Source organism: Shewanella sp. HL-SH2 (assembly GCF_051164935.1).
Classification (GTDB): Bacteria; Pseudomonadota; Gammaproteobacteria; order Enterobacterales; family Shewanellaceae; genus Shewanella; species Shewanella glacialimarina.
This window is the reverse complement of record NZ_CP195035.1, coordinates 4,121,700-4,147,500: the sequence shown is the minus strand read 5'-3', so window position 1 is coordinate 4,147,500 and position 25,801 is coordinate 4,121,700. Positions and strand designations below refer to the sequence as shown.

The window sequence follows — 25,801 nt, the reverse complement described above, 5'->3', positions numbered from 1 at the left end:
TGATGCTATTTACAAGGAATAAAGTTTTTGCCGCCGGCGCTTTAGTCGGTTTAATAGGCTATTTTGTTAGCGTTTGGTGGAGTATAGAGCCAGACCCTATTGAACCCGTTGCTATGCAAACAGATCAAGGAAAGTTGATTACAGGATATGCGACAACAAACTCCTTGATTGCCACAATGGAAACCTTACTGGATAAACCTGGTGGCTGGTTAGCCAACGATATGATGCCGCCGTCGATATTTATGGATAATATGCCGGCATTTGAGTTTGGTGCACTGGAACAGTCACGTGACTTAGCATTGGTTATGCGTAAAGAGTTTAGTCGCTCGCAATCTCAATCTACCGCCGATACGGATTTATCATCAGCACATTCCAAACTAAATATTGAGCACACGAGTTGGTTGGTACCCAGTGCTGAAAGTGAATACCGTGATGCGATTAAATTACTTAAGCTATACCAAGCCAGAATAAGTGATTCAGGCAATACTAACGCGCAATTTTATGCCCGAGCAGATAACTTAAACGAATGGCTTAAAGAAGTACAAAAGCGTTTAGGCAGTATTTCTCAGCGCTTATCAGCGAGTGTTGGTCAAGATAGATTGAATACCGATTTAGCCGGTGATACCGCAGCTCGTCAATCGACTCCTTCAGCAATGAGTGCAGAGATTAAAACCAGCTGGTGGAAAATTGATGATGTGTTTTATGAAAGCCGCGGTTCGGCATGGGCATTATTAAACTTTATGCGCGCTATTGAAGTTGATTTTGCCGATGTATTAGAAAAGAAAAATGCCGAAGTCAGCTTACGTCAAATAATTCGCGAGTTGGAAGCCACTCAGCTAACGGTGTGGAGCCCGATGGTGTTAAATGGTAATGGCTTTGGTTTGGTGGCTAACCATTCATTAGTGATGGCAAACTATATATCGCGTGCCAATGCAGCGGTAATTGATTTAACTAATTTACTTTCTCAGGGATAACAATGAATAAGACTCTTGTAGCAACAGCCATTTTCGGTTTGTTAAGTGTTTTTTCTGCACAAGCAGCAACCGTAGTCGGCTTTAAAGTCGGTGGCGATTTATGGCAAACTGACGCAACAGGTACGTTTAATGCCGACAGTAATGTTGGCAATGCGACGGGTCCTGCCCAAACCTACGACTATGATTCAGAAACCCAGGGCAGTGTGTGGTTAGCGATTGAGCATCCAATTCCAATCGTGCCGAATCTTAAAATTCGTGAAAATCGTCTAGAAGGCTCCGCTTCAAAAGATAGCAGTGGTTTTTATTATAACGGAGTGAACTTTGAAGGTGCATCACAGGTTTATAACGATCTGAGTAACACTGATTTTGTTTTGTATTATGAGATTTTAGATAACGATATTGTGTCATTAGACTTAGGCGCGGCTTATAAGAAAATGAACGGTTCACTTCGTGTTGACGGTTTCGCTGGTGAAGAGTTAACACGCATAGCCACACAGCGCGATATCGACAGCGGTGTCGTTATGGGATATGGCAATGCACACGTTGGAGTACCTGGATTAGGGCTTTTTGCTTTTGCTGACATCATGGTAGGTCTTAATGAAACAGGCGTACACGATTACAGTGCAGGTTTGGGGTGGCAGTTTGATGGCATTGCCTTAGATACGCTGGTGCGTGTTGGGTACCGTGATTTCAGTTTTGATGTAAATGGTTTTTCTGGTAGTAGCCAGGATATGCAATTTTCCGGTGTATTTGCGGGTGTTGAGCTAGCATTTTAGTCCGCAGTGGCCACATTACTGCACGATAAGTATTGGTCACTTTTAAATAGGCTATTTGCATAATATATTGAGTAAGCCGGATGTCGTTTAACGATGTCCGGCTTTTTTTAGCATCAAATAACGTCATACTATTTGTAATTGCAAAGTCAGCGTTCAAATTCCGCATCTATTAAGCAAAGCGGTTTTCAGGCACAATAGCGGCAAAATTTGGCTCGCATCTTTCACGCTCATTTAATTAGCCCGCTTTTATGGCTTGACGTAAATGGAGTGGCACAACCTAGGACTCATTATGACGCAAATTACTCTCACAACCCCTGATGACTGGCATTTACATTTTCGTGATGGCGACATGTTACAAGAAACCGTGCCAGCTACAGCACGCCTATTTCAACGTGCGATTGTCATGCCAAACCTTATGCCACCAGTCACTACAGCCCAGATGGCCGTTGATTACCGTGAGCGTATTCTTGCAGCACGTCCTCAAGGGAGCAGCTTTGAGCCCCTAATGACTTTATTTTTAACTAACAGCACGACAGCGCAAGACATCATTGATGCAAAAGCCGTTGGTGTTGTGGCCGCAAAATTATATCCAGCAGGCGCCACAACGAACTCTGATGCCGCAGTGAAAGCATTAGATGCATTGTTTCCAATTTTTGAAGTGATGGCTGAGCAAGGAATGTTGTTGCTTATTCATGGGGAAGTGACTGAATCACACATTGATATTTTTGATCGCGAGAAAGTCTTTATCGATCGCTACCTTGCTCGTATTGTCGAAACCTTGCCACAACTTAAAGTGGTGTTTGAACATATCACCACCAAAGAAGCCGCTGAGTTTGTTGCTGCTTCATCTAATGTTGCAGCAACCATTACCCCACAGCATTTATTATTAAACCGTAACGATTTATTAGTCGGTGGTGTTCGTCCGCATAACTTTTGCTTACCGGTCTTAAAACGCAATATTCATCAACAAGCGTTGCAAGCTGCTGTGGCAACGGGCTCAAGTAAGTTTTTCTTAGGGACAGACTCCGCGCCGCATGAAAAGCACCGTAAAGAATCGGCTTGTGGTTGTGCTGGCTGTTACAGCGCCTGGAGCGCATTAGAGTTATATGCCCAAGTATTTGATAACTTAGGCGCATTAGATAAGTTAGAAGGCTTTGCTAGCTTACACGGTGCTGATTTTTATGGCTTACCGCGTAATACTGGCACCGTAACCTTGGTAAAAGAAACCTGGACCGTGCCAGAAGAAATTATTTTGCCTAACGGTAACCCTATTGTGCCGTTTTTTGCCGGCCAACAAGTGAATTGGAAAGTGAAATAATATGATGTACTAAAAATATTGCCACCTCATTTGTAGGCAGCTTTTAAAGCCGCCTGCAAATGAGTAAGTTATTGTTTTTTAAATATAAAAATCATTCTTCTGTCATAACTCGTTTACCATTACCATCTACTACGAGTAAGTAAGAACTGCTAATGTTACCCGTACATAAATCAATGGTATTACCTGCCACTTTCAAACTGTTAGCGCAGTTACTAACTGCTAGATAATCAGTCACAATACCTTTTTCCGTAGTCAATATGGCTGTGTCGTCAACAGAGACATCGTAATTACCATTTGCAAATAAACGTACGTTGAATACATCAGGAGTATTGTGTTGCTTTTTGTTTATCGCTGACAATGTGCTGCTACCTGACGATTCCCATGCGATGACCCAAAGATGATTACCATTACTTAAATTGGTCGTTATACGTTTTTCTTGATTAGCATTGATACTGTCTTTAACGCCTAAATTAACCATATTATTAATGGCATCGTAACTATAGTTGTAGACACTACTTATATCATTGGCTTTAACATCGCTTGAAGCGATATTCTTGCTATCAAATAGGCCAGTATATCCTGTGCTTATATTTCTTTTACTAACATGAAAATCAGCCATATAAGCCAGTGAATTTATGAAAGACATCTTTACAGTATGAGTTAATTTTTCATCCAACTCATCAGAGTTTCCACTGCAGCCACTCAGTACTGCGGAAACACTTACTATTAATGCAACAATAATCCCTTTATTACCTCTGTTCATAGAATCTCCATAGTGTCTCAATATTGTTGTGGTTAAAATTCAGTTAGTCATTGCTTTGCGTTTTAATACTTTTGACTATTTAGTCATTAAGCACGGCATTGCAGACGGGCTAAATTTATAAACAAAATGCTAACACACGCCGACAAGAACAACTCTCAGCAGTTGTCAGCTGCTGTCAGATATTGTCACGAATTGTCTTTAGGTTCAGAGGGGAGGGCAATTTTAATTTCAATTTATAAAGTCGTATTTGTTTTATATTAATAGTTTAGATTTTTTGAATGATGGTGTTTACTATGATGGCAGGCTTAATTTCACCAGCCGCTAGAAACAAACAAATAACCTTTTGTGCGAATCGTTTTAATTTTAAATGGATTACGGGCGTTATCCCCCAGTTTTTTTCTAAGTTGGCTGATATGATTATCGACGCCACGCTCAATACCATCGTAGTAATGACCTTTTACTTGTTCTACTAGGTCATTGCGGGACAATATATTGTCTGCATGTCTAGCTAAAGTGACTAACAGATCATATTCACCATCTGTGAGTGGGATAGGCTCATCACTTAAGATGACACTTCGCTTTTGGGTATCAATCGTTAGTTGCCCGAAATTCATACACACATTGGGCTGCTGATGCTCATTGGGTGCTTCAGTTGATAACTCCCGCCTTAGAAAGGCTTTTATTTTAGCCAATAATAAACGAGGCTTGACGGGTTTTAGTAAATAATCATCTGCGCCGATTTCAAGCCCTACAATTTGATCTATTTCTTCTTCTCTGGCAGTAAACATTAAAATATAGCCGTTATATTTTGGCCTAACCTCACGGCATACGGTCAAACCATCTTTTCCTGGTAGCATGATATCGAGCATAACTAGTGCAGGTTGCCATTCCAGTATGTGTGATACGGCTTGCACTCCGCTAGAGACGATCTCTACCTGATAACCTTCATATGTGAGGTATTCCTGAATAGATTCCGCTAAGGGTAAGTCATCTTCTACCACTAAAATTTTTGTCTTCATCACTTGTTCCATATTCAACTCGCAATGAGTCATGATGTTTTTTCTGGCCAATCGAGGACAAAGCGTGCACCTCCTAAAGCGGAAGTGCTAACGCTAGCGGTTCCTCCATGCCAATTTAAAATTTGCTTTACAATTGCCAGACCTAATCCTGTGCCACCCTTTTGTAGATTACGGCTTTCATCTTCGCGATAAAATGGCTCAAACACTTTATCTCTTGAAGCTAAGGGGATACCAGTGCCATCATCTTCGATGAATAGCATCCACCCAACACGCGACTTTTGGTAGCTTATTTGGATTTGATTTTGTCCGTATGCTATTGCATTCCTAATTAAATTGCAGATAGCGCGGCTCATATAAAACCGGTCAATCATGGCATTACAGTTACCCTTTTCAAGTAAAATAATTGTCATGTTTGGATTAGCTTCTTGCCAGGTGATGAGCTCTTGTTTCAACCAGTGCTTAAGTTCAACAGACTCAAATGTCAGTACGGGCATTTCTCTATCAAATCGTGCATGTGCAAGCATTTCTGAAACCAATGAATTTAACTCATTTAATGAAAACTCAATACGGTCTAATTGCTTCAGTTGATAGTCATTTTTAGTGCTGTTTCTGAGTAGCTCGAGATTAAATTCAATCCGTGCAATAGGCGTACGCAGCTCATGGGAAACCGCATTAATAAGGTTTTTATGTGAAGAAATTAAACGCTGTATTTTCTCCGCCATATGATTAAATGTTTTTGATAAATGATTCAAATGACTAAAGCGGATCAGTTTGGCACGAGTGTCGAATTTACCTTGGCCGAGTAATATCGCAACTTTATCAAGACTGAGCATAGAGCGCCACGCAGGTATTAGCCACACAACAATAGGCACCAGCAGCGATAAGCTAAATATCAAATAAAAGATACTTAACATGTACTGTACTTTACTTTTTAGTTCGGGACTGAATGGTCCTAATACAATGACCTTGTCACTGTTAGCAATACGCTGAATAACAATATCCGCTGGATAGCCAATGAAATCAGAGTCGGCAGTGGATATAGCAATAATACGTCCTTCATTTAAGTCACTCATTTGTGCTTTGCTATAATTTAATTCACTCATGGTTTGCAGTGAAACGGGATGTTCAAAATTATCGCTAATAGAACCCATAAGTGATGGCCAGTTCTTTTCTGGCTGTCCTGCTAACCTTTTATGAATAAGATAGAATGAGCCCATACTCCAACGCTGTGCATCATTAATTAAATATTTAGGTACAGTATTCGGATTAATCACGACTAACATCTGTTCACTGTCTATTTTTCGGTATACCAGATCAGTTAAAGGATCCCCCAACACTTTATCTTGCTCAAGCCATTGTTGTTGTTCGATGGAAAAGTCATTTTTTTTGAATTCTTGTAAAGAAAGTTCAACGCCAAAATTAGCCTGTATGGTTTGTAAGTAGAGCGCTCTTTCTTGTTTGGGTAACGGCTGTAATTGCTGTGCAAGTATGTTGGTAAAACCTGAAGTTAAAAACTCTAAAGCCCATTTTTCTGTTGGATGTCTGATATGACTTTCAAACAGCGGAATGATGAAAAGTTGAATGCCCACCACTGAAAAAATAACAATCATGGCTAAAGATAATAATGATTTTTTCATGAGTAACCTGTGATCGAAAATAGATATCTATAACTGATTGTTTTGTATAGGTAATCTGATAAGGAAGGAGCGTTGCAGATATTTTCTGAATCGATTCATCTTCCTGATTGATATGCGCTTCATTTAACACGCAATAATGTGCGCGCCATCCTTTTAACGCTGCATAAATACATTGTTACCTTGGCTTTACTTTAGCTAAGATAGCTTGGGACTTTAAGCCTGTCTACTAATTTGACCTTGTTAAATCATATTTATTAGTAGGTTACAAATGTTGTATTTTTTTCTATTGAAAAATGTAGTTTATATTTTACTTTCAATTATTATTTTTAATATTGATGGAAAGTTCGGCGAAGGCCCAATATATACGGAAAATATCTATAATCTACTGATGATTAAACGGGTTAACTAAACTGGTTTATATTGTTCGCAGACCTAAGTAATGCAGGACGTCTTTATTATATGGAGTAATTAAAAGCCATCTTCTTCAGTAGATGGCTTGATTTCTATTTGTGATCTAGTTGATTAATAAGCTGTGTAAAGTTTGGAAAAGGTTATCACCAAACGCATAATTATCACCAAAGCTTAATTGCAGGTAAGAGGGTGTATTTGCATAATTGAATTTTTCGTTTAATTCAACTTCAATAAATACTCCATCAGTATATAAATAATAACTTGGAAGCACATTTAGTTGTTTGTTTTCTGGTAATTGTTGTTTTACTTCAATTAAAGGCAACATGTTTGGGCTGGTCAATAATTTCCATCCATAAGTTTCCCCAGAATCAACAAATGTATAGGTGTTTTCTTGATCATTAATCAATACATCACCAGGTAATATATAAGAGTAGAAAGTATCAATAACGCCTAGCGTATTAAAGGTGGCGGGATTAAAAGTATCCGCATATTCATATACCTGGTAGGAATCTGCTTCTCTACACATCACATCATCCGCCTGTGAAAAGTATAGGCGGTAAATTGTGCTAGGCCATTCAATATCGGCTAACTTTAAAAATGAAGGCGACGCAGACAAAAATGATTGCCAAACTTCGGAAGCCGTTTGATATTTTTCTATGGTAATTGTGATTGGTACATTGGTTCCCTCATAGACTAAGTGCAGGGTATTACCTTGGATATCAGGTGCAATCGGAAGTGTCGGATTGCTGTTTGGCTTAACCCAAATTGACTCTTGGCTGTTCCAACATTCTTGCTGTCTTTCGTTTTCATTAGGAGAGTCTTCTCGAATAAACCCAAAAAACTGGCCAGCATCCATAATCCCTACCAGTGTTGATTTTGGTTGGCTTTTAGACATAGAAAAAATATGAAAGTCACCTATAGAATTCAAAGTAAAGACATTGGTCATGTCTTTTAGGTTTTCCATAACAGCTTCCCATTCCTCAAATGAAACTATTTGGCTGTCTATGGGTTGCTGAATTAATCCAAGCAGAATCAGCTCATCATTAATGATGAAACGAGCATCAAGTGGGTTAGCTTGCACAAACTGTTGCGGAGTTAAATTTAAAGTATCAATAAGTATTTCAAATTGATCATAGATATTCGCAAGTAGTAGTTCAATAACCAGAATTGAATCTACTTGGCCAGCAATAACTTGTTGTAAATATGCATGTAATAACTCAACAGTTATTACGCGTTCTGAAATAGATTGCGCGACACTTAATTGATATAAAGAATTAAGCTGCTGTCCGTAAAGAAATGCTAGATAACCATCAAGCTCAGCAGATTGAGTTTGAATATCTGCAGCAGATAATCCCTGCAACTTCATTGTTGCAAGCCGACTGGCCTTTATGTGAGTTAACCCATTAATTGCACCATTATGTTCTGGTAAAGCAATTAACATACCTTGGCCATTTTCATCGACGACAGAAGACGGTGCTTGAATAGGTTGCGGATTTTTAAAATTAGCGCTTAGCACTTTTGCAGGCGTTATTGATGCCGCAGTTAACGCGGTCCAATTTGCCAGTAGGTAATACTCAGGTATTTCAACTTCACTTTTCCAATCTATCTGGTAGTTACCATTAACATCAGTAACAGAGGTGGGTTCGTCATTATCACACACATAGTTTTGGTTTAAATCGATGCAGATACTTGCGCCGGATAAAGCACCTTGATAAACCGCTAAACCTGTAACTTGATGATTATACTCTGTTGGTTGTACAGGTGGTTTTAGGTCTGGAACTTCTTGTACTGGCGTGTCCGATGAACCACCGCAACCAGAAAGTAATGCTAAATAAACAAATGAAAACAAATATCCTTTTTTCACAGAAAATCCTTTTAAACGTTAATTAAAAACGATGCCATAATAACGATTAAATCAGGATTGTAAAATTTAAATCCCTTTAGTTATCATAAAGTATGTAGTTATATTTTTTATAATTACTAGTGATAATGTTAATTGTTGAGAAAATGTGAAATGGTGCTGACCGTTTTTCACTTTAATATTTTTGGAGAATGGAATGCTTAATTGCAAACAAAAAGGTCAAGGTATGACTGAATATATTATTGTGACACGAATTGCAGCTAAAGAAGGTGGTTTAGATAAATATAATGCGACAGCAGGATCATCAATTAAGAAATAATTGAAAAAACAGTATCACATTATAGTGCGGGTCTCCCGCACTGATTTTTTATTTAAATGAAGAGATTTTTATGTCAACCAGGTCGCTTTTTAAACTAAAACTCACTTTAGTGATGGCCTCACTATTGTGTTGTGCTCAAAGTTACGCCACAGAAAAAAAACAAATGCCGTGGGACTTTGACAGTAATATTTATAGGGAGCAACTAAGTGGTATTAACAATCAAGACCTGATAAATAAAGATAAGCAGTGGGATGAATGCTCAATGATGGCGACTTCGACTGACCGAATGGCTCTAGGAGTGCAATCTAACAAAGAAGATCATGATTTTGCGCGTGAGATAATCCTTGATCTTTATCCCGTGGATAATGATAGTTTTCGTGATGTGATTAATCAGAAAATAATGGGGCTGGCCTTTGAAATGGCAGATTTAGCTGACGGTGATAAAACCAGTGACGAGTCACCTGTAACCCAAGCCGCTTGGGATTGGTGTCTTGCCCAAGACCATCAACATTTTGCTGATTTATAACAAGTATCCTAATTGTTAGATCAGATATAATTATTGTAGCGACGATGCTACTGAAAAGCTAAGCGAGTCATCGACATGGAATGTCAAAAAAATAAAGAAGAACATGGCCACCCAAAATTACTGTGCTTACTAATAACATGGCCACCCAAAATTATTGCTTGATATTACGTTTGGGGATAACGGTAATTTTAACGACGATATCTTTAAATTAGTCGTCGATGATAAAGTTATTACAGACGGTTCAAGTCCTCAAAGAAAAGTCGGCCCAATATCTGTGCCTCTCGCAGCAGGTACTCATACGGTCAAATTAGTTGGTATACGTGCTGAAGATGAAATTAGAACCTATTATATCGAATTTGCTGGGAATGTAGTGTCAGTAAATGGCGATGCATTAGAAGGTAGAGATTTACTCAAAGACAGTGTGAAGACCTTTACCGTTGTAATTGGTAACACCACTCAAAAAATCTTTCAAAACAGTGAACCACTGCTTTATTTACAACAAGAGTAGGCCCTCGTATTATTAACAAACTAACCTAGGTGCATCACCGTCGATGCCCTTGGTTTTATTATATTAAAAAGGATGTCCCATGCTCTTAAGGAATAAGATTGTTTTTCTTCTCGCCATATTACTTGGCTCCCATAATGCTTTGGCAAACAGTGATAAAAGCCTTGATAATGAATTAGGCCAACGCTGCTTAGGCACGCTTGATTTTATTAAGAGCCAAAATTTGTCAGCTTTTATGGCAGAAATGCCACCAGAGTCAACAAAAGGCCAAGAAAAACGATTAACAAAAATATTAGAACGAGCTAATAAGCGTAGGTTTGGTAAAGGTGAGCCTCACACAGTAAAGATTACAGGGGTTAGCTACGAAGATGCACCAAAAGCAAAGCAGGAAAGATTTGCTGCAATTGAGTTAGCAAAAATAAATCTCTACATTGAAAGTGACTCATTAACATCTTATGTTAGATGTAAATACATGAGAACCGCTGATGGCTGGTTTTTATCTTCACTGCCCTAATCAATAAATAATTGTTGTTAGCAATGAGTGACAGCTCCATTTACAACAAGAATAGATCCTCTTACCATAAACGAGCTTACCAAGGTGCATTATCATCAATGCCCTTGGTTTTATTATATCAAAAGGGTGCCCCATGCTCTTAAGGAATAAGATTGTTTTTCTTCAAGGGATATTACTTGACTTCAATAGTGCTTTGAAAAACAGTGATAATTAACAACAACTAAATGCGTAACCAATAAGCTAACCGTAATACAAGGACGTCGTACATGGAGTATTCGCAGCTACCCAAACAAGCGCAACGATTTATAAAGCCTGCGGGTTTGCCAGATAAGGTACGCTTGCCTACCAAATATCATTATATTTTTCGCGGCTTCGCAATATTAGGTTTATTGCCATTATCTGCTTCTGTATTAATGGCGCTAACACTGAGTGGAGCAGAACAAACTTTCTATCAGGTTGTCACGTGTTTACTGTGTCCTCCTCTATTGCTGCTTGTCTTTCTTAAGCATCATTTGATACTGGATAATCAGACCCAGCAACGCTTTGTACAATTAACCATCTTAGGCTACCACGGCAAAAAGTCACATCTGGCACCGCTGCAATCGACAGAGTTGCTATTACGCCATAATAGTCATAACAGAAGTCAGTTTGAGCTTAAATTGCATGATATTGTCTATCCCATTGGTGACTTAGCAGACACCAAGCTTTTAGCGATGTTTTTTGCAAATTTATTTAAGCTCACAGCCAAAGAGCAAATTAGCGATTTTCCTCATATACATCAACTCACTTTCGACTCGGCAACTGGCAGTGTTAGTCGTGAAAAAATACCAAATACTTCGAACAAACAAGCCCAAGTCGAAAGCAAACCTTGTGCTGAAGTAACACTGTCACAGGCACGACACCCGCTGGATAACAACCAAAAAAATCAATCAGCAGTTCCAATTAACAGTGCGCCATTTATCGAACCACTTTTGCAGCCTAAATTGGTAATACGGATTTTTTATCCTTTGCCATTTTTAATGGTATTTGGCTTTATCATGAAATATGTGGGGAGTTTATAAACATGCCTTTTAAACAACTTTCTGCAAGCAAAGCAGTCATAGCCAACACTCACACGCATATTATCACTCGACGGATTTTTGCAGGTCTATTGGCCTTTTTGGTTCTGTTTGCGACTGCAGGTTTTGAACGCTGGTCAAACGATGAAGTTTTTATTTGGTCACTTGTCGCTTTGCTCAGTTGGCACTTTCTCTTTTTCCGTAGTTATGTTGAGTTTGATCTAGATAAACAATTAATCACCAACCACGTCAGCTCTCTTTATCCTCTGAGTCAACAGCTGATCCCAATACAAAATATTAGTGCATTTCAAATCCGTCGACGCCTTGGTGATTCAAAAGGCTATGAGTTATGTATTGTATTGGATAGTCAAATTGAGCCGCTGAAGTTTGACTATGGCAACCTGTCACACATAAAGAAAACTGGCCAGCAACTCTCACAGTTTTGTATGGTTCCCTTACTATCGGACGTATCTTAATGGTATTTACAATATGAATGAACCTTGGATGATAATAACATGGCCACCCATGATTACTGGCTAAATATCAAGCAATAACTTACGCTTTATTTACCCTTCCTAAATGGTATTTGAAGATGGCCAGACCAAGACAGACAATCGTCAGGCTAGAAGATACGCCTTCTCCTGCAAATAGAGAGTAGTCACTGTTGTTCGCGTGTGGTGCGTAAGGCTTTTCTGTGCGGTTTTGATAACTCAACAGGCGAAAACTTTGAGCATCGACGAGAGTGGGTCGATTCTTGTATTCTTGAATTGGTAACCATCTTTGCTATCGATATCTGTGCATATGCATTCTTTGTAATGAACAGGGAGTAACCATTTCCATGTGGTGATTAAGGTTGATGCAGAAAAAGCAAAAAACTGGTCAGATAAAGACGTACTGATGCAGAGGTATAAAGGTTTTAAAGGTACTTTACTGACACATAAGTTTGTAAAAGGTGAAGACCTAAACGAATTTGAACTTAATACTGTGAATGATTGCATAACTCAGTATAGACAACGCTTAATAGATATCAGCTGGTTTATGCGCTCACTTAGTGAGCCAATAGCCAGAATGGCCAATAAAGAAGATAAATGTACCGGAAGATTTTATTCGCTGCCATCCATGGCACTCACCCTTCGGGCCAGCTAAAGCTGTTCAAATTTATTCCCGATAAATTTGTGGGAAGGGCGTTTTAAATCCCAGACATTATTAGATGAAGCCGCAGTATTAGCCTGTATGGCTTATGTCGATTTGAATCCTATTCGGGCTAGGATGGCTGCTACCCCCGAAAGCTCAGACTACACCAGCATTCAACGTCGAATAAATTCAGCGATAAAAGGTGAGCAACCAACAGAATTGTTGCCTTTTGTGGGTAATGAGCGTTTGAACATGCCTAATGGGTTAATGTTCAGTGTAAAAGACTACATTGTTCTGGTTGAAGATACCGGCAGGATAATTCGACAAGGTAAGCGTGGTGCCATTAGCTCAAGTAGCCAAGGTATTCTCAATAGATTAAATATACCTGCTGAAAACTGGTTGAAAATCACTACCGAATTTGGCGCATTATTCAAAGGTGCAGTAGGGGCTTTACCTGCATTAACTGACTATTGTGAACATTTAGACCGAAAGCGACGACAAGGCGTGGCCAACTGTCAGCGCTGGCTGTGCGCTTAAAGTTTACCATCTGAAATTGATAACTTTTTGACACTTTGATTGATATCAATCAAGGTGTTGCTGCTACTTCTGCCTATAAGCTGATTATCAAACTCCGGAGCTGAATTCGGGCTTATTTATTGTTTAAAAGAATGTATTTGGCTTATTTATAGTCACAAAGAGCTATCGTAATTCAAGTGGAAAGGCAGTAAGTTATTTCATTATAAAAATGGGTGGCATTAGGTGGCATCATAGATGGGCATTAGCATCTAATCTTCATAACATTACAATTAATAAAGCAGCACCTTATAACTGCGCTGCTTTTTAGGACACTATATGAAATGCTGGTATATGAAATACCAACCAAAAAGGAATTTGAAATGAAATTGACAAGAAACACTCTCATGGTGGCTGCACTTACCACAATCAGTTTTGCATCATCGGCAGGAAACCAAGCGGCTATTAAATCGTTTGATGCTAAAACGTTACCGATAACAGAACGCAGCCAAGTAATAACCAATAAACAGTTAGCACTAATGGAAGAGTTTAATGAACTGGCGCAAGCGCGCACTAGTGCTGTAGGTGTGTTTAAAAGCGGTAAAGTACAGCAGTTGCAACAGCTCGGTGAGCAGACTCTGGTTGAGGCCAATAAGTTTGTTGAAGAGTATCAGGTTTTTTTAAGCCAACTGCCAGAAACATCTACCTGTTACGCGCCTGAAAATGTTACCGAATACCAACGTATGATTGCTGAGTTGACCGAGGCGAATTCAGCATTAAGTCAAACCGCTTTATCGGTAGGTGATGATGAGGTAGGCGCGACTATGGCGCTGCTAAACATGCAAATGCATGCAGGAAAAATAAGTGCATTAGTACAAATGTTTCAGTTAGTAGAAGTGTGCTACATGACAGATGCTATGGGGCTAACTAAAGCGGATGTAGAACGCCAAAGGGCTGAGCAAAATAATTAGTCTATTTCAATATCAAGTCATTAAGCGATGATAAAAGCCCAATAAATAAACATATATTTATGTCTATTTATTGGGACTGCTTAAGTCGGTTTAGTTTATGGATGTTAGATTTAGATGTTAGCTGTAAGAGTGTGAATTCAGCTTATTATCCCGCACTGAGGTTATTTGACATCTGAACGTAAGACGAGTTCAACTCGACGATTTTTATGTCTTCCGGCTTCATTTAGGTTATTTGCAACTGGGGCATATTCTCCTATACCTTTGGCTTCTAGCTGTGATTCAGGGATAGAAAATTGTTGCTGCAAAATGCTTTTAACCGCCGCGGCGCGTTTTTCTGATAAAGTGTAATTGTATGCCTGGCTGCCTTGGTCATCTGTATGACCAATAACATAGAACTGTTGTTTTGGATGACTTTGTAGATATTGGGCAACCACTTTAATCACATCTATGGTTTCAGCTTCTAGTTCATCACTATCAAATTTGAAGATGAGTCCTTCCAGCGCCACATGACCGGTTTCGGCAAGCTTATTGGTTAACCCTTCCAAATCAATTGCGACCCTTTTATCGTTAAGGTCGGTTTGTTCAATAATGCGAATTTCAGCGGATAAGCCGTTGTTATAGCCAATCACAAACGTCATGACCTGAACATTACCCTGTGGTCTTTGTAATTGATATAAACGGTAGCGCTGGCTGTCATCCATGCCATTTGATTTTAATAATTTCATATGGTTATAAAGCTGGCTTGTTTTACCACAAGCTTTAGCTAAGCAGCTAAATTGCTCTATAAAGCCGAGTTGCTTTAATGCATTTTGATAGTTTGCATCAACTTCAAATTCAGAATAACCACGTGGCAGGGTGTAACCAATATCGGTAATTCTACCTTGGTAGGTTTTAACTTGATGTTGTTTGTCCAGAATGCCTGTTACCAAAGATGTTTCACCAAATTCCACCTGTTGATATTCATCAATATATGCTCCAGGAATACGGGTTAGCATAGGATGGTCTTTAGTATTTTTCTGGTCTTTATGGCTTAAGTCGGCAAAATTTTTCTGAATAATATCCGTGCCTAGGTAAGCTTGATTAATGTTAAGTAGGTCTAAAGGCTCTTCAATCACTTCAATAATGTCTAATTGAACGTGAGCCGCGCGCTTCCAGTTCATGGCATACACAGAAACATAAAGCTGTTTTTGAGCCAATTGGATCTTAGCGGTTATCAATGACGGTTCATCTTTTGGAGTGGTATCTAACGGCGAAATGAATCGTGCTAAATCATCCTGATCAAAACAGCTAGGTGTATGACATTCAAAAATAACTTGCCCATTGAGTGCGTTAATTTGTTGTTTATAGTTATTAATGAGGTTTTGTGGCGAAAATGAAACGGGTAATTGATAATTAATTCTGCTCAGTTGCCCTTTACCACTTTGCTATCAATGTTAGCCTTGCTAATTTGGGTGATAATGTCATAGGCGATGAAGTTTCTGGTTTCCGTTTTAGTTTTGCTCACTTCTTTAGGGGGACTAAACAAGGTGTCATTTTGTGTCGCTGCCGCGATTGATGGTGAAATAGCGATTAATGTAAATATGAATAGTAACTTTATAGACATTTTGTCCCCTGTAGACGATTTAAGTGAGAGATAGTTGTCGGGTTAGATAAAAATATGTTGCTCAAGTTTTTATATCTTTATCCAGCCAATGCAAATAATTGACCACGACTTTTAATTTTGGTTTTTTTATATATATTCTGCACATGCATTTTGACCGTGTTTATCGAAATGCCTAGCCTGTGAGCGATTTCTTCATTTGAATGCCCATCCCAAATAAACCCTAGTATTTGTTGCTCTTTTTTGGTTGTAAGCGCCAAAATTTTGGTGCGATTGGTGAACGAAGGTAAGCGCTTTTTTTGTAATACATAACGTGAAATAGCTTTATGGCTAAAACTTATCTCTTTCGCTTGTACTTGTTTAATAGAATTTATTTTATCTACAACAGAATCATCAGCTTGCATGTTGCAATGAAATCCCGATGAGATAAAGGTGACTTCCAGTTCTGTCGTTAATTTAGGGCAGATTGCGATATGTAGGTGTGTATTGAGTAAGTCGCTGTCTATGTGTTGAAGTGATATTAGTGGGGACTCGAAATAATGCACGATTATATGCATATCTTTAGGGTTAGGCTCAAGGGTGTTTAATGTATTTTTAACATCATCTGAGTGAGACTGAATTAAATTTAATGCCAGTAAATTTGAAATATGAAAAAATTGATTGGTTTGCTGTAGCGGTAAATCAATTGTAATAATATTCTGTAAAGACATTGAACAATCCTTGTAAAAATATAATTTGCAGTCATTGCAAAAGAAATCCTTCATTAGGTTAACATATTTTTAAGCCAGTTAAATAGTGTTTTAACCCCCAATGTTATTGAGTTTTCGCTTTGAATAATCATGCCGATGTAAATAAAAATGACAGGGCCATCTTATGAGTACTTAACCTTAAAGCCAGCCTTTAAAAATTCCCCAAGCATAGGTGTATTATCATGGCTTATTTTTGTTTTCCAATAATGCTTGCCCTGGCGGGCTCGGCTGGTATTTAGTTGGTCAGGAAGTGAATTATAAGGTGAAGTAAGGCTATGGCGTTGGGCGTATAAAATAACCCCATTTTTTGCGGTTTATTGTTATGAATTGGGGTCAGTTTTTGCTAATCATTGAACAGCGCATTGTTGTATATATGGCGCTTTAATGTTGCAGAGTGGTTGTGCTTTTGTTGTGACCTTGGTTTGAATGAGTGAATTGGTTAAATATCCGCTCAAAAGTAGTCGAATTAAGCAACATGATATATTATCTCAAGGTTGTATCGGTGTTATATACATACCTTCCTTTATCGACATATATTTTTCATATGTTCGTCGTATAAAATCACCACTATAATATGATTTTATTAAACAATTATCATCCAAAAACCATTTAAGGATAAGAGTGGAACGATGAAAGAATGGTATTTCTCAAATAATGGCGAACTTAATGGACCATTAGGCTTAGCTGAATCAATCAAGTATGTAAAAACCAATCCAAACACTTATGCATGGCATCCTTCTTATGCTTATTGGATGCCAGTGAGCGATATTGCCGATTTTGAAATGACAATAACACCGCCACCATCTCCTATTGAAATTCCGCTTGAGCTTATTGAGAGTTTTTTAGTAAAAGAGAAAGAACTTAATACAGCTTTGAGTCGGATTGAAACTACTTTGCAAGTTATTGGTGTTTCAATGAGTGATTTAGATCGCGACACGATTAGCTGTAAGAATAAGACCCAAAACTTAAATGAGCAGGTTAAGGCGACTATTAGAGCGGTTAATGAGCAGTATGAAGCCTTGCAGAAAGCCCTGGCTGGTGTCTCTAGTTCACATACTTAATAACTAATAAAAGAATAATAAATATGAATACGTGGTTTTTTTCAAAAAAAGGCGATGTTACAGGCCCTTTAACAACGACTGAAGCAATAGCATTTGTTAAAAATGATGCAAACTGTTACGGATGGAACCCACATTTTACTCAGTGGAAGCCAGTTGGTATGATTACTGAGTTTGACGAATACGTCTCTGCTATTACACCTCCAGCACAAGTACCTCAGTCACTAGTTGATGATTTTATTACTAAAAAGAACAAACTCGAGTTAGACATTGTATCGATGGACGACAATATCAAGTTTACTAAAACTTATTTGTACGAACTTGAGCAAGAAATCAATATTTACAAACGCTTGACCAATAACTTAAGCGACGATATGAAGGGGAATATTACTCCTTATGCGCAAAACTATAATAATTTTAATCGGATATTTGATGAATTAGTGGCAGCTTTAGCTATTGCAAAAAGTGAAATTAATGAAGTTGTTTTAGAATTTGATCAACGTGTGGCACAAAGAAAAGCTGAAACGTTGGCAAGTCTTTCAATATCCGACAAAATCGTTGCAGATTCTCAAAGTGATGTTGTTGATGTGATTACACAACCACTTAATGCGACAACAAGTTTAGATCCGGTTGCTCAATCGCCTAAGAAATCTGGCGTAACTAATATGCTTAAATCAGTGTTCAAAGGTGATTCAAAAAAATTGAATCCTTTAGCTGAAATCAGCATCAAAACAACCGATACTCCACTCGTAAAAAGCGCTATCACCGACGATAATTCTGAAGCTAAAGATGAAGTCGTTAAAGATGAAAAGCAAGCTGCTCCCCATTATTGGAACATGCTGAACGCGCCCCGCACAATCTATTAACTTGAGCAATGCTGCCGTTATTATGAGTGTTAAGATTGCCGTAAAATAAATTATCGGCAATCTTAATCTTGCTTAACTCATATTAACTTTTACAAAAGGATTGTAGCATTGAGTTACTGACACGGTTTGATACCATAACTTAGTCATTAACATAGTTCATTTGTTAATAACTTAGCTTTTTAATGATTAAAGAATAAAATAAATATAACGATCAATTATATTGATGAGCTATTTTTTATGATTTGATTCTTTAGTTAATTTGCCTTGGCTTTGTTCCACATTTGCTTATAGGTATTACGTGTTCTTGAGCTCAGTGGACGCCATAAATACTGCTCTGAGAAAAATGTTTCATCGCCTACTCTGGCATCCTTAACCAACTGAGGGTCAAGTAACTTGGCCGTTTCACCGTTAACTATGATTGAACCGTACATTTCTAATATGCGCTTTTGCACTGGCTCGCTGATCATAAAGTCTAATAATAGATAGGCGGCATCTAGTTTTTCGCCATTGAGGTGCTTACCTATGGCTAAGGTATCTAACCACACAGTTTGGCCTTCTTTTGGGGTAGCCAATTTCCAATTCTGTCCGCTTTGATTGGCTGCAGCAACGCCAAACCAATAGGTTGTAACCAGCTCTAGATCTTTCATGCGTTCTACATCAGCCATCCCGCCCCAAAATGAGTCTGCATTTTGTACTAGGCTATCTAATTTTGCTTGTACTTTAGACTTGTCTAATGTTGCGGCATCTATGTCATAAAATGATTCAGGTGGATAACCTAATACCAATAGAGTGGTATAAATATTGGCTTCAAATTGATCACCTGTGATGGCGTATTTACCTTTGTTTTCTGGTTGCCATAGGACTTCCCATGACTTAGGTTCATCCCGCTTCGCCGCATTGTAAGCCAGGCCATAGGAGCCTCCTAACAAAGGTACTGAATATTTTTCGCCTTTAAATTCATCGTATTGGCTGATCCTTAATGAACCAAGTACTTTAGAATAGTTGGTCAGTCTACTGAAATCTATCGGCTGAAGAACTTGAAGTAATCTGTCTTGATTCATCTTGTAGTAATTGTGAGTAGGGGTAGTAACATCCGCAGCACTGGCTCGCATCTTGTTGAAAATAAGCTCAGGGTCTGTGATGTAGGGGTCCATAATATTTAACTCCACCTCCATTCCTTTTGTTTTGGCATAGGCCTTAAAATCGTCTTTAAACGGACTTATGTAGCCCTCCCATTCTAGTACGTTCAGAGTTACAGCTAGGATATTTGTCGACATCAACAGACCTACTATCAACAGGATGTGTACTTTTAAGTATTTACCTACTTGCATAATGTGTGTCCTTATCTAGCTTCGTGTTTTGATAGTAGCGAATGTTAGTAAGTGTGAGTACGTCTAAAGACGTACATCATGTGCTTTAAGGATTGCTCATAAAAGGGACTTTAGCCAGTTTGGGATTGGTTTTATATTCCATATATAGCCGTAATCGTTGCTAAGTGATTGTAGTGATAACGAGAAATTATTTTAGCCTTGTGGCATTCGTGTACGGTACTTGTATGAGGTGGAGATTAGTAGGGTTATTGCGGGTTAGCTTGCAGATAATAATAGTTTCATTTCTGGCTTAAATGCGTCTTACTTTTTACTGCAATCGAGTTTTATTTAGAACAACAAATCTAATTGGTCAGATTTGTTGTCACTGTGTTGGCGTAAATTTATTTCAGCGAGCTCATTTGGTTTAACGGCTTCTTTTAAGGTGTTGTAAAGTGCGACCGCGAGCTCAGGTGCTTGAAGATTATCAGGAGTATGAATAAATATATAAGGCTGCTTTCCTTCTCTTATCCATTGTGCAAGCTTAATTCGCCAGCGTTGAAAAAAGGCCTGATTGATTTGTGAGTCACATTGGCCAATAAAGCGCACCACAGGTTGATGAGCGGTTGCAATAGGATGAACAGGGACTTGAGGCTTTTTACCTTGTGCATCAATTAGCGCTGGATTATCTGCTTTTGCGGCAAATAGCGGCCGACTATCCATAATAATACGATTGCATTGATGCGCTATTAATAGTCGGTTTAACGCTCTTTCATGCTCGCCTTTGTTGAAAAATGCCCAGTGACGAACTTCTACGCCGTAGGTAAAATCCTTGGGTAATTGTTGTAAAAATCTCTCAAGAGCTGGCAACGAGCTAGGACCAAACTTTGCTGGAAGCTGAATTTTCCACATAGCGGTTTTGTCAGTTAACGGCTCCATCACATTAAAAAAGTGGAGTAACTCTGCTTGAGCATGTTGTAATTGTAAGTCATGGGTGATTGTTTTTGGCAGTTTAAAAGTAAACCTAAAATCCTCTGGTACAGCATCTCGCCAGTTCATTACTGTCGGGGATGTCGGTAATGCATAAAATGTGGTATTGCCTTCAACGGTATTAAATATTTGTGCATATCTTTCTAACCGTGCCGATACTGGCGAATCGCCATACACGCTTTGCTTCCACTGTGTTTGAGACCACATGGCTAAGCCCAATCTTAGTAAAGGTTCGGTATTCATTTGTAGCCACCTTCAATTCAAGATAATAAATTTATACCCAGCAGGCTTGGTGCCGCTAGCTGCAGTAAATTTACGTTTTATCAGCGCAAGATTTAAAGTGCAAAATTGAGCTTACCGTTCACAGTTGAGCTCAAGTATTTGAATTTATCAATTTTCACGGTAATTTATAAATCTCTTAATCGTAAGTTGAGCAGAGTGACTTATTAACCCGCCTTAGTAAAATGGGCATTTATGACCTTTTTTCACCACAAACCAATAAAAAGACACTTCTTATCATTTATCTATCTATCTCAACACTACCGCTATCTGATAAAATGCCTCGGCGATTTCATGTTATATTATCGCGCGGAACATTGCTGACATGTTGTCAGTGTTTTGGTTTTCACCGGAGTGATTGTGTCAGATCCAAACCTAGATATGAAGTTTGATAATTATCGGCCTCAATCTTCTCAACAAAAGCAAAAAGCCAACTCTAGCCGCAGAGGTAAACTGCTGTTTATCTTGCTTTTCATCATTTTATTAGTGGCTGTTGGTGTTTTTGTTGCGTTTGAAGTTAAAACCTCCCATTACCAATCTAAATTAGTTCATCATTACGGCACACAGCTGACTTATCAAGTTGTTCCTTTTGCTACCGACAAAGTTATTTATCCAAAGTATGGCCCGTTTGATATCCGTCATGGCTATACTAAGTTACCCCAATATATTGATAAGCTAGTTAAAAATGGCTTCACTATCGAGCAGCAAGCTAGCTTTTCGCCTATGTTAATGGATTATACCGAATATGGTTTTTTTCCGCCGTACCATGAAAAAGCACAATCTGGTTTAATTATTCAAGATTGTCGTAATCAAGCTGTATTCGATGCTCTATACCCTAGTCGTGCGTATCAAGACACCGACATGATCCCCAGTGAAGTGGTTAATACATTACTTTTTATTGAAAACCGTGAGCTTTGGAACCCAGAGCCTAACCACAACCCTGTGATTGATTGGCCTCGATTTGTGGTTGCTGGTATTACCCAAATTGCCGAAAAAGCTGGCTTGAATATGTCAAATGCTGGTGGCAGTACTTTAGCGACCCAAATTGAAAAGTTTCGCCACTCTGAATTCGGTTTAACCTCTAGTATTGAAGATAAGTTACTGCAAATTGGTTCGGCGATGATCCGCGTTTATCAGCAAGGTGAAAATACCCTTGCGGCTAGGCAGCGTATTGTTCAAGATTACTTAAATACTGTGCCCCTGTCATCTGCGCCAGGCTTTGGTGAGGTTCACGGTATTGGCGATGGTTTGTGGGCCTGGTTTAAAACCGATTTTAATCGAGCCAACCGATTACTGCTGTCAGGACATGATCCCGCTACTGCTGCTGAGCGTGGGCAAGTGTTTCGACAAATTGTCGCCTTAATGATTGCACAGCGTCGTCCATCATATTACTTACTAAAAGGTCATGATGACTTAGAAGTGCTGGTAGACAGTCATTTGCGCTTGCTGGTTAGCTATGCATTGATTGACCCTAAGCTAATGAACTCGGCCATGCAACAACAGCTGCAGTTTGATCGACGCAGAGGCCATCCAGATAATCCTAACAACAAGGGCGTTAATGCGGTTCGCATTAGAACCGCGAGCATGTTGTCGAGCAGTTTATTTGACTTAGACCGCTTAGACTTAACGGTTAACAGTACCTTCCATGGTGATTTACAACAGCAAGTGGGTGACTACTTACGTAGCCTTGGTCAGCAAGAATACGCTCAAAAGGTGGGGTTGTTAGGTGAGCGATTACTGACCCCTGAACAGCTCCCTAATGTACTTTATAGTTTTACCCTATTTGAAAAGCATCAAGGTGCTAATCGAGTCCGGGTACAAACAGACAGTACCGATCAACCTTTTGATATTAACGAGGGCAGTAAACTCGAGTTAGGTTCTACTGCTAAATTAAGAGTATTAGCGACATATCTGGAAATTATTGCAGAATTACAGCATCGCTTTGAAGATAAAACCGTCACCGATTTATATCGAATCGATGTTGAACCCAAAGATAAAATCACCCGTTGGGTGGTCGATTATTTAATTGAAACCCGTGACCGTAATTTAACGCGTATGTTAAATGCGGCGCTTGAAAGACGCTATTCGGCATCGGCGTATGAACGCTTTTTTACCGGCGGTGGTTTGCATGTTTTCAGTAACTTCCAAAAGAAGGAAGACAGCAGAAATCCAACTTTATATGAAGCCTTGCAAGACTCAGTTAACTTGCCGTTTGTACGTTTGATGCAAGATATTGTTAACTATAGTAGTAGCTATAATAGTGAAGGTAGCATGGCGCAATTACTGCGCAATGATAAAGACCCTCGCCGTGAAGAATACTTAAAAGCTTTTGCAAAGCGAGAAGGCAGCACCTTTGTGCGACGCTTTTATCGCAAGTATCAATCGTTATCCCCTGAAGCTAGATTAGCGATATTTTTTAATGGTGTGCAGGCTAGCGAACATCGACTTAGCGCGACATATCGTTTCCTACAACCTTACAAAAGTGATCAGGACTTAAAGCTATTTTTGGCTGAAAAAATACCGGATAAAATTTTTAGTGATAAACAAATTAGCAGCTTATATAACAAGTATGGCTCAGATAAGTTTAATCTTGCTGATCAAGGTTATATTGCGCGGGTACATCCACTAGAGCTGTGGGTGCTGAGTTATCTGAATGATTACCCAGACGCCAATATGACGCAAGTGTTAGAAGACAGCCAAGCCACTTTGATTGAGGTCTATCGATGGTTATTCCGTACCCGTCATCAAAATGCTCGCGACAGTCGCATTAAAGTGATGTTGGAAGTTGAGGCTTTTTTAAGTATTCATCAACGCTGGCAGAGAATGGGATATCCATTTGATTTTATCGTGCCATCACTAGGCTCGGCCCTTGGCAGTTCTGGCGATCGTCCAGCAGCCTTGGCTGAACTAATGGGCATTATTCAAAATGACGGTATGCGGGCACCCACAATACGGATAGAAGAATTACAGTTTGCTACAGATACGCCCTATGAGGTTAAATTAGCCAATAGTACTCCGCAACCTATTCAAGTATTTAAGCCTGAGGTAGCAACCGCATTGAAAAATGCGCTTGCTAATGTAGTAGAAAAGGGCACTGGAAGGCGATTAAATGGCAGCATTATGAATGTCGATGGTACTTTTGTTCGCCTAGGTGGCAAAACGGGTACCGGGGATAACCGCATCGCGACTGAAATTCGTAACGGACGTAAGGTGTCTTCTACTGCTATGAACCGTACTGCCACCTTTGTATTTTACTTGGGTGACAATTATTTTGGCACCTTAACCGCCTTTGTACCTGGGGCTAAAGCAGATGATTTTAGCTTTACCTCAGCACTGCCGTTACAAGTATTGAAGGGCATGCTGCCAATACTGACGCCGCAATTATTTAACCAGCAGCCTTTATGTGTAGCAGAATCTGCTGGCATTTAGTCGCGCTAAATAGTTGAAACAAGGTGAGCTAGAGGCGGGGTGATGTCCCCAAAACCGAGCAATAAAAAAGTCAGCGATTATTGCTGACTTTTTTATTGCGTAAACAGGCTATTAAAGCCTGCTTAACTGCCTAGTGTTAAGCTTAGGATCAACGGAGACTAAGCTCAACGCTATGCTGCTATATTAGGCAAAAGCATCTTGTAATGACGGCACAACTTGTTTCTTGCGGCTTAATACGCCGTCTAACCACACTTTGCCATCGACTGTCGGTTTACCATAAGCACGTTCTGTTAAATCTGCGCTGTCTGAAATAACCAACATTTCAGAGCCTTCTTTCATAATGTCTGTTAGCAATAACAACACACTATGACGATTGCCTTCTTGCTTTAATAAGGCGATATCAGCCACTAAATCCGCTTTAATAGCATCAAAAACCGCTAAATCAATCACTTCTAATTGACCAATGCCCACTAGGTTACCGTTCATGTTGAAGTCTTTAAAGTCACGCATCACTAAGTCGCGTGCCGGAGTGCCTTCAACCGCAGACTTAACCTTAAACATATCCATGCCTAGGTCTTTAAAGTCTTCAATACCAGCAATAGCGGCTAATGCTTCAACACAGCGAATATCCGCTGTGGTACAGGTAGGTGATTTAAAGATTACCGTGTCGCTTAAAATAGCGCACATCATAATGCCAGCAATATTAGCTGGAATTTCTACCTGGTAGAAATCAAACATCATTTTAATAATAGTGTTGCTGCAACCTACTGGGCGGATCCAACACTCTAGTGGTGTTGAAGTGGTTAAGTCGCCGAGTTTATGGTGATCAACAATACCGACAATCGTCGCCTGGGCAATATCGTCCGGTGCTTGAGTCACTTCAGAATGATCAACAATATACACATCTTCGCCAGCGTAGCTGGTTTTATACTCAGGAGCGTCAAAGCCAAATTTGTCTAAAATAAAAGCCGTTTCAGGTGATAATTCACCTAAACGTGCTGCAATAGCAGGCTCACCAATTTGATTTTTTAAATAAGCTAACGCGATCGCACCACAAATTGAATCTGAATCAGGGATCTTGTGACCCACTACATACATTGACATTATAAAGGCTCCTGTAAATTTGCTGCTGATTTTAGCAAGATTTAAATGCTTGACCAATCGTTATCCGAAAAAAAGCTATCATGCGGTGTTAAAAAGCTTAAGCTGGCTGAGTCCCAATCT

22 protein-coding genes and 1 pseudogene are annotated in these 25,801 nt (G+C 39.2%); 13 read left to right on the top strand and 10 right to left on the bottom strand.

Annotated features, from left to right (window positions below; translation table 11 throughout):
- The first annotated feature begins 2 nt into the window (after window positions 1-2).
- From ACRWP9_RS18135 to pyrC, 3 genes are all read left to right on the top strand, one after another.
- Entirely contained in the window at window positions 3-974 is a 972-nt protein-coding gene (locus ACRWP9_RS18135) for a DUF2333 family protein (RefSeq protein WP_434929137.1), read from the top strand.
- Between the two features lie 2 nt (window positions 975-976).
- Window positions 977-1,750 carry a TIGR04219 family outer membrane beta-barrel protein gene (locus ACRWP9_RS18130; RefSeq protein WP_434927145.1) on the top strand — a complete coding sequence of 258 codons (774 nt, stop codon included), beginning with the start codon at window positions 977-979 and terminating at the stop codon, window positions 1,748-1,750.
- 289 nt (window positions 1,751-2,039) lie between these two features.
- Window positions 2,040-3,068 carry a dihydroorotase gene (gene pyrC / locus ACRWP9_RS18125; protein ID WP_434927144.1) on the top strand — a complete coding sequence of 343 codons (1,029 nt, stop codon included), beginning with the start codon at window positions 2,040-2,042 and terminating at the stop codon, window positions 3,066-3,068.
- Between the two features lie 91 nt (window positions 3,069-3,159).
- Here the strand turns inward: pyrC and ACRWP9_RS18120 are convergent, their stop codons facing one another.
- From ACRWP9_RS18120 to ACRWP9_RS18105, 4 genes are all read right to left on the bottom strand, one after another.
- Window positions 3,160-3,831, bottom strand: coding sequence for a hypothetical protein (locus ACRWP9_RS18120; protein WP_226413344.1), 672 nt, complete (start codon window positions 3,829-3,831; stop codon window positions 3,160-3,162).
- Between the two features lie 311 nt (window positions 3,832-4,142).
- Window positions 4,143-4,850: a response regulator gene (locus tag ACRWP9_RS18115; protein ID WP_434927143.1), complete on the bottom strand. Its 708-nt coding sequence runs from the start codon at window positions 4,848-4,850 to the stop codon at window positions 4,143-4,145.
- Window positions 4,851-4,879: 29 nt separating this feature from the next.
- A complete protein-coding gene (locus tag ACRWP9_RS18110; protein ID WP_434927142.1) occupies window positions 4,880-6,487 on the bottom strand; it encodes an ATP-binding protein in 1,608 nt (535 codons plus the stop codon).
- Between the two features lie 514 nt (window positions 6,488-7,001).
- Window positions 7,002-8,762, bottom strand: a complete 1,761-nt coding sequence (locus ACRWP9_RS18105) for a hypothetical protein (protein WP_434927141.1) — start codon at window positions 8,760-8,762, stop codon at window positions 7,002-7,004.
- A gap of 386 nt (window positions 8,763-9,148) precedes the next feature.
- Here ACRWP9_RS18105 and ACRWP9_RS18100 point away from each other — a divergent pair, with 386 nt between their 5' ends.
- The 7 genes and pseudogenes from ACRWP9_RS18100 to ACRWP9_RS18070 all read left to right on the top strand — a co-directional run bounded on the left by ACRWP9_RS18100 (window position 9,149) and on the right by ACRWP9_RS18070 (window position 14,299).
- Window positions 9,149-9,604: a hypothetical protein gene (locus tag ACRWP9_RS18100; protein ID WP_434927140.1), complete on the top strand. Its 456-nt coding sequence runs from the start codon at window positions 9,149-9,151 to the stop codon at window positions 9,602-9,604.
- A gap of 154 nt (window positions 9,605-9,758) precedes the next feature.
- Window positions 9,759-10,112: a hypothetical protein gene (locus tag ACRWP9_RS18095; RefSeq protein ID WP_434927139.1), complete on the top strand. Its 354-nt coding sequence runs from the start codon at window positions 9,759-9,761 to the stop codon at window positions 10,110-10,112.
- Window positions 10,113-10,191: 79 nt separating this feature from the next.
- Entirely contained in the window at window positions 10,192-10,623 is a 432-nt protein-coding gene (locus ACRWP9_RS18090) for a hypothetical protein (protein ID WP_432309461.1), read from the top strand.
- A gap of 266 nt (window positions 10,624-10,889) precedes the next feature.
- On the top strand, window positions 10,890-11,684 hold the full coding sequence (locus tag ACRWP9_RS18085; RefSeq protein WP_434927138.1) for a hypothetical protein: 795 nt from the start codon (window positions 10,890-10,892) through the stop codon (window positions 11,682-11,684).
- 2 nt (window positions 11,685-11,686) lie between these two features.
- Window positions 11,687-12,157: a hypothetical protein gene (locus ACRWP9_RS18080; protein ID WP_059746163.1), complete on the top strand. Its 471-nt coding sequence runs from the start codon at window positions 11,687-11,689 to the stop codon at window positions 12,155-12,157.
- 116 nt (window positions 12,158-12,273) lie between these two features.
- Window positions 12,274-13,352, top strand: a pseudogene (locus ACRWP9_RS18075) (transposase).
- Between the two features lie 359 nt (window positions 13,353-13,711).
- Window positions 13,712-14,299, top strand: coding sequence for a hypothetical protein (locus ACRWP9_RS18070; RefSeq protein ID WP_434927137.1), 588 nt, complete (start codon window positions 13,712-13,714; stop codon window positions 14,297-14,299).
- Between the two features lie 161 nt (window positions 14,300-14,460).
- Here ACRWP9_RS18070 and ACRWP9_RS18065 read toward each other — a convergent pair whose 3' ends face one another.
- The 3 genes from ACRWP9_RS18065 to ACRWP9_RS18055 form a co-directional block, all read right to left on the bottom strand.
- On the bottom strand, window positions 14,461-15,516 hold the full coding sequence (locus tag ACRWP9_RS18065; RefSeq protein ID WP_434927136.1) for a DUF4892 domain-containing protein: 1,056 nt from the start codon (window positions 15,514-15,516) through the stop codon (window positions 14,461-14,463).
- A 185-nt stretch (window positions 15,517-15,701) separates the two neighbouring features.
- The gene (locus ACRWP9_RS18060) at window positions 15,702-15,902 is read right to left on the bottom strand and encodes a hypothetical protein (RefSeq protein ID WP_434927135.1); all 201 of its coding nucleotides are present in this window, start codon (window positions 15,900-15,902) and stop codon (window positions 15,702-15,704) included.
- Window positions 15,903-15,979: 77 nt separating this feature from the next.
- Window positions 15,980-16,609, bottom strand: coding sequence for a helix-turn-helix domain-containing protein (locus ACRWP9_RS18055; RefSeq protein WP_434927134.1), 630 nt, complete (start codon window positions 16,607-16,609; stop codon window positions 15,980-15,982).
- A 668-nt stretch (window positions 16,610-17,277) separates the two neighbouring features.
- Here ACRWP9_RS18055 and ACRWP9_RS18050 point away from each other — a divergent pair.
- Together ACRWP9_RS18050 and ACRWP9_RS18045 are read left to right on the top strand one after the other, a co-directional pair.
- Window positions 17,278-17,709, top strand: a complete 432-nt coding sequence (locus ACRWP9_RS18050; RefSeq protein ID WP_434927133.1) for a DUF4339 domain-containing protein — start codon at window positions 17,278-17,280, stop codon at window positions 17,707-17,709.
- 23 nt (window positions 17,710-17,732) lie between these two features.
- Window positions 17,733-18,572: a DUF4339 domain-containing protein gene (locus tag ACRWP9_RS18045; RefSeq protein ID WP_434927132.1), complete on the top strand. Its 840-nt coding sequence runs from the start codon at window positions 17,733-17,735 to the stop codon at window positions 18,570-18,572.
- Window positions 18,573-18,826: 254 nt separating this feature from the next.
- Here ACRWP9_RS18045 and ACRWP9_RS18040 read toward each other — a convergent pair whose 3' ends face one another.
- Window positions 18,827-19,903: an ABC transporter substrate-binding protein gene (locus ACRWP9_RS18040; protein ID WP_434927131.1), complete on the bottom strand. Its 1,077-nt coding sequence runs from the start codon at window positions 19,901-19,903 to the stop codon at window positions 18,827-18,829.
- 327 nt (window positions 19,904-20,230) lie between these two features.
- A complete protein-coding gene (locus ACRWP9_RS18035; protein WP_434927130.1) occupies window positions 20,231-21,112 on the bottom strand; it encodes a DUF72 domain-containing protein in 882 nt (293 codons plus the stop codon).
- Between the two features lie 396 nt (window positions 21,113-21,508).
- On the opposite strand from ACRWP9_RS18035, the gene ACRWP9_RS18030 reads away from it, so the two are divergent.
- Complete coding sequence (locus tag ACRWP9_RS18030) at window positions 21,509-24,577, top strand: transglycosylase domain-containing protein (protein WP_434927129.1); 3,069 nt, start codon at window positions 21,509-21,511, stop codon at window positions 24,575-24,577.
- 183 nt (window positions 24,578-24,760) lie between these two features.
- Here ACRWP9_RS18030 and ACRWP9_RS18025 read toward each other — a convergent pair whose 3' ends face one another.
- Window positions 24,761-25,681 carry a manganese-dependent inorganic pyrophosphatase gene (locus ACRWP9_RS18025; protein ID WP_434927128.1) on the bottom strand — a complete coding sequence of 307 codons (921 nt, stop codon included), beginning with the start codon at window positions 25,679-25,681 and terminating at the stop codon, window positions 24,761-24,763.
- Window positions 25,682-25,801: the final 120 nt, after the last annotated feature.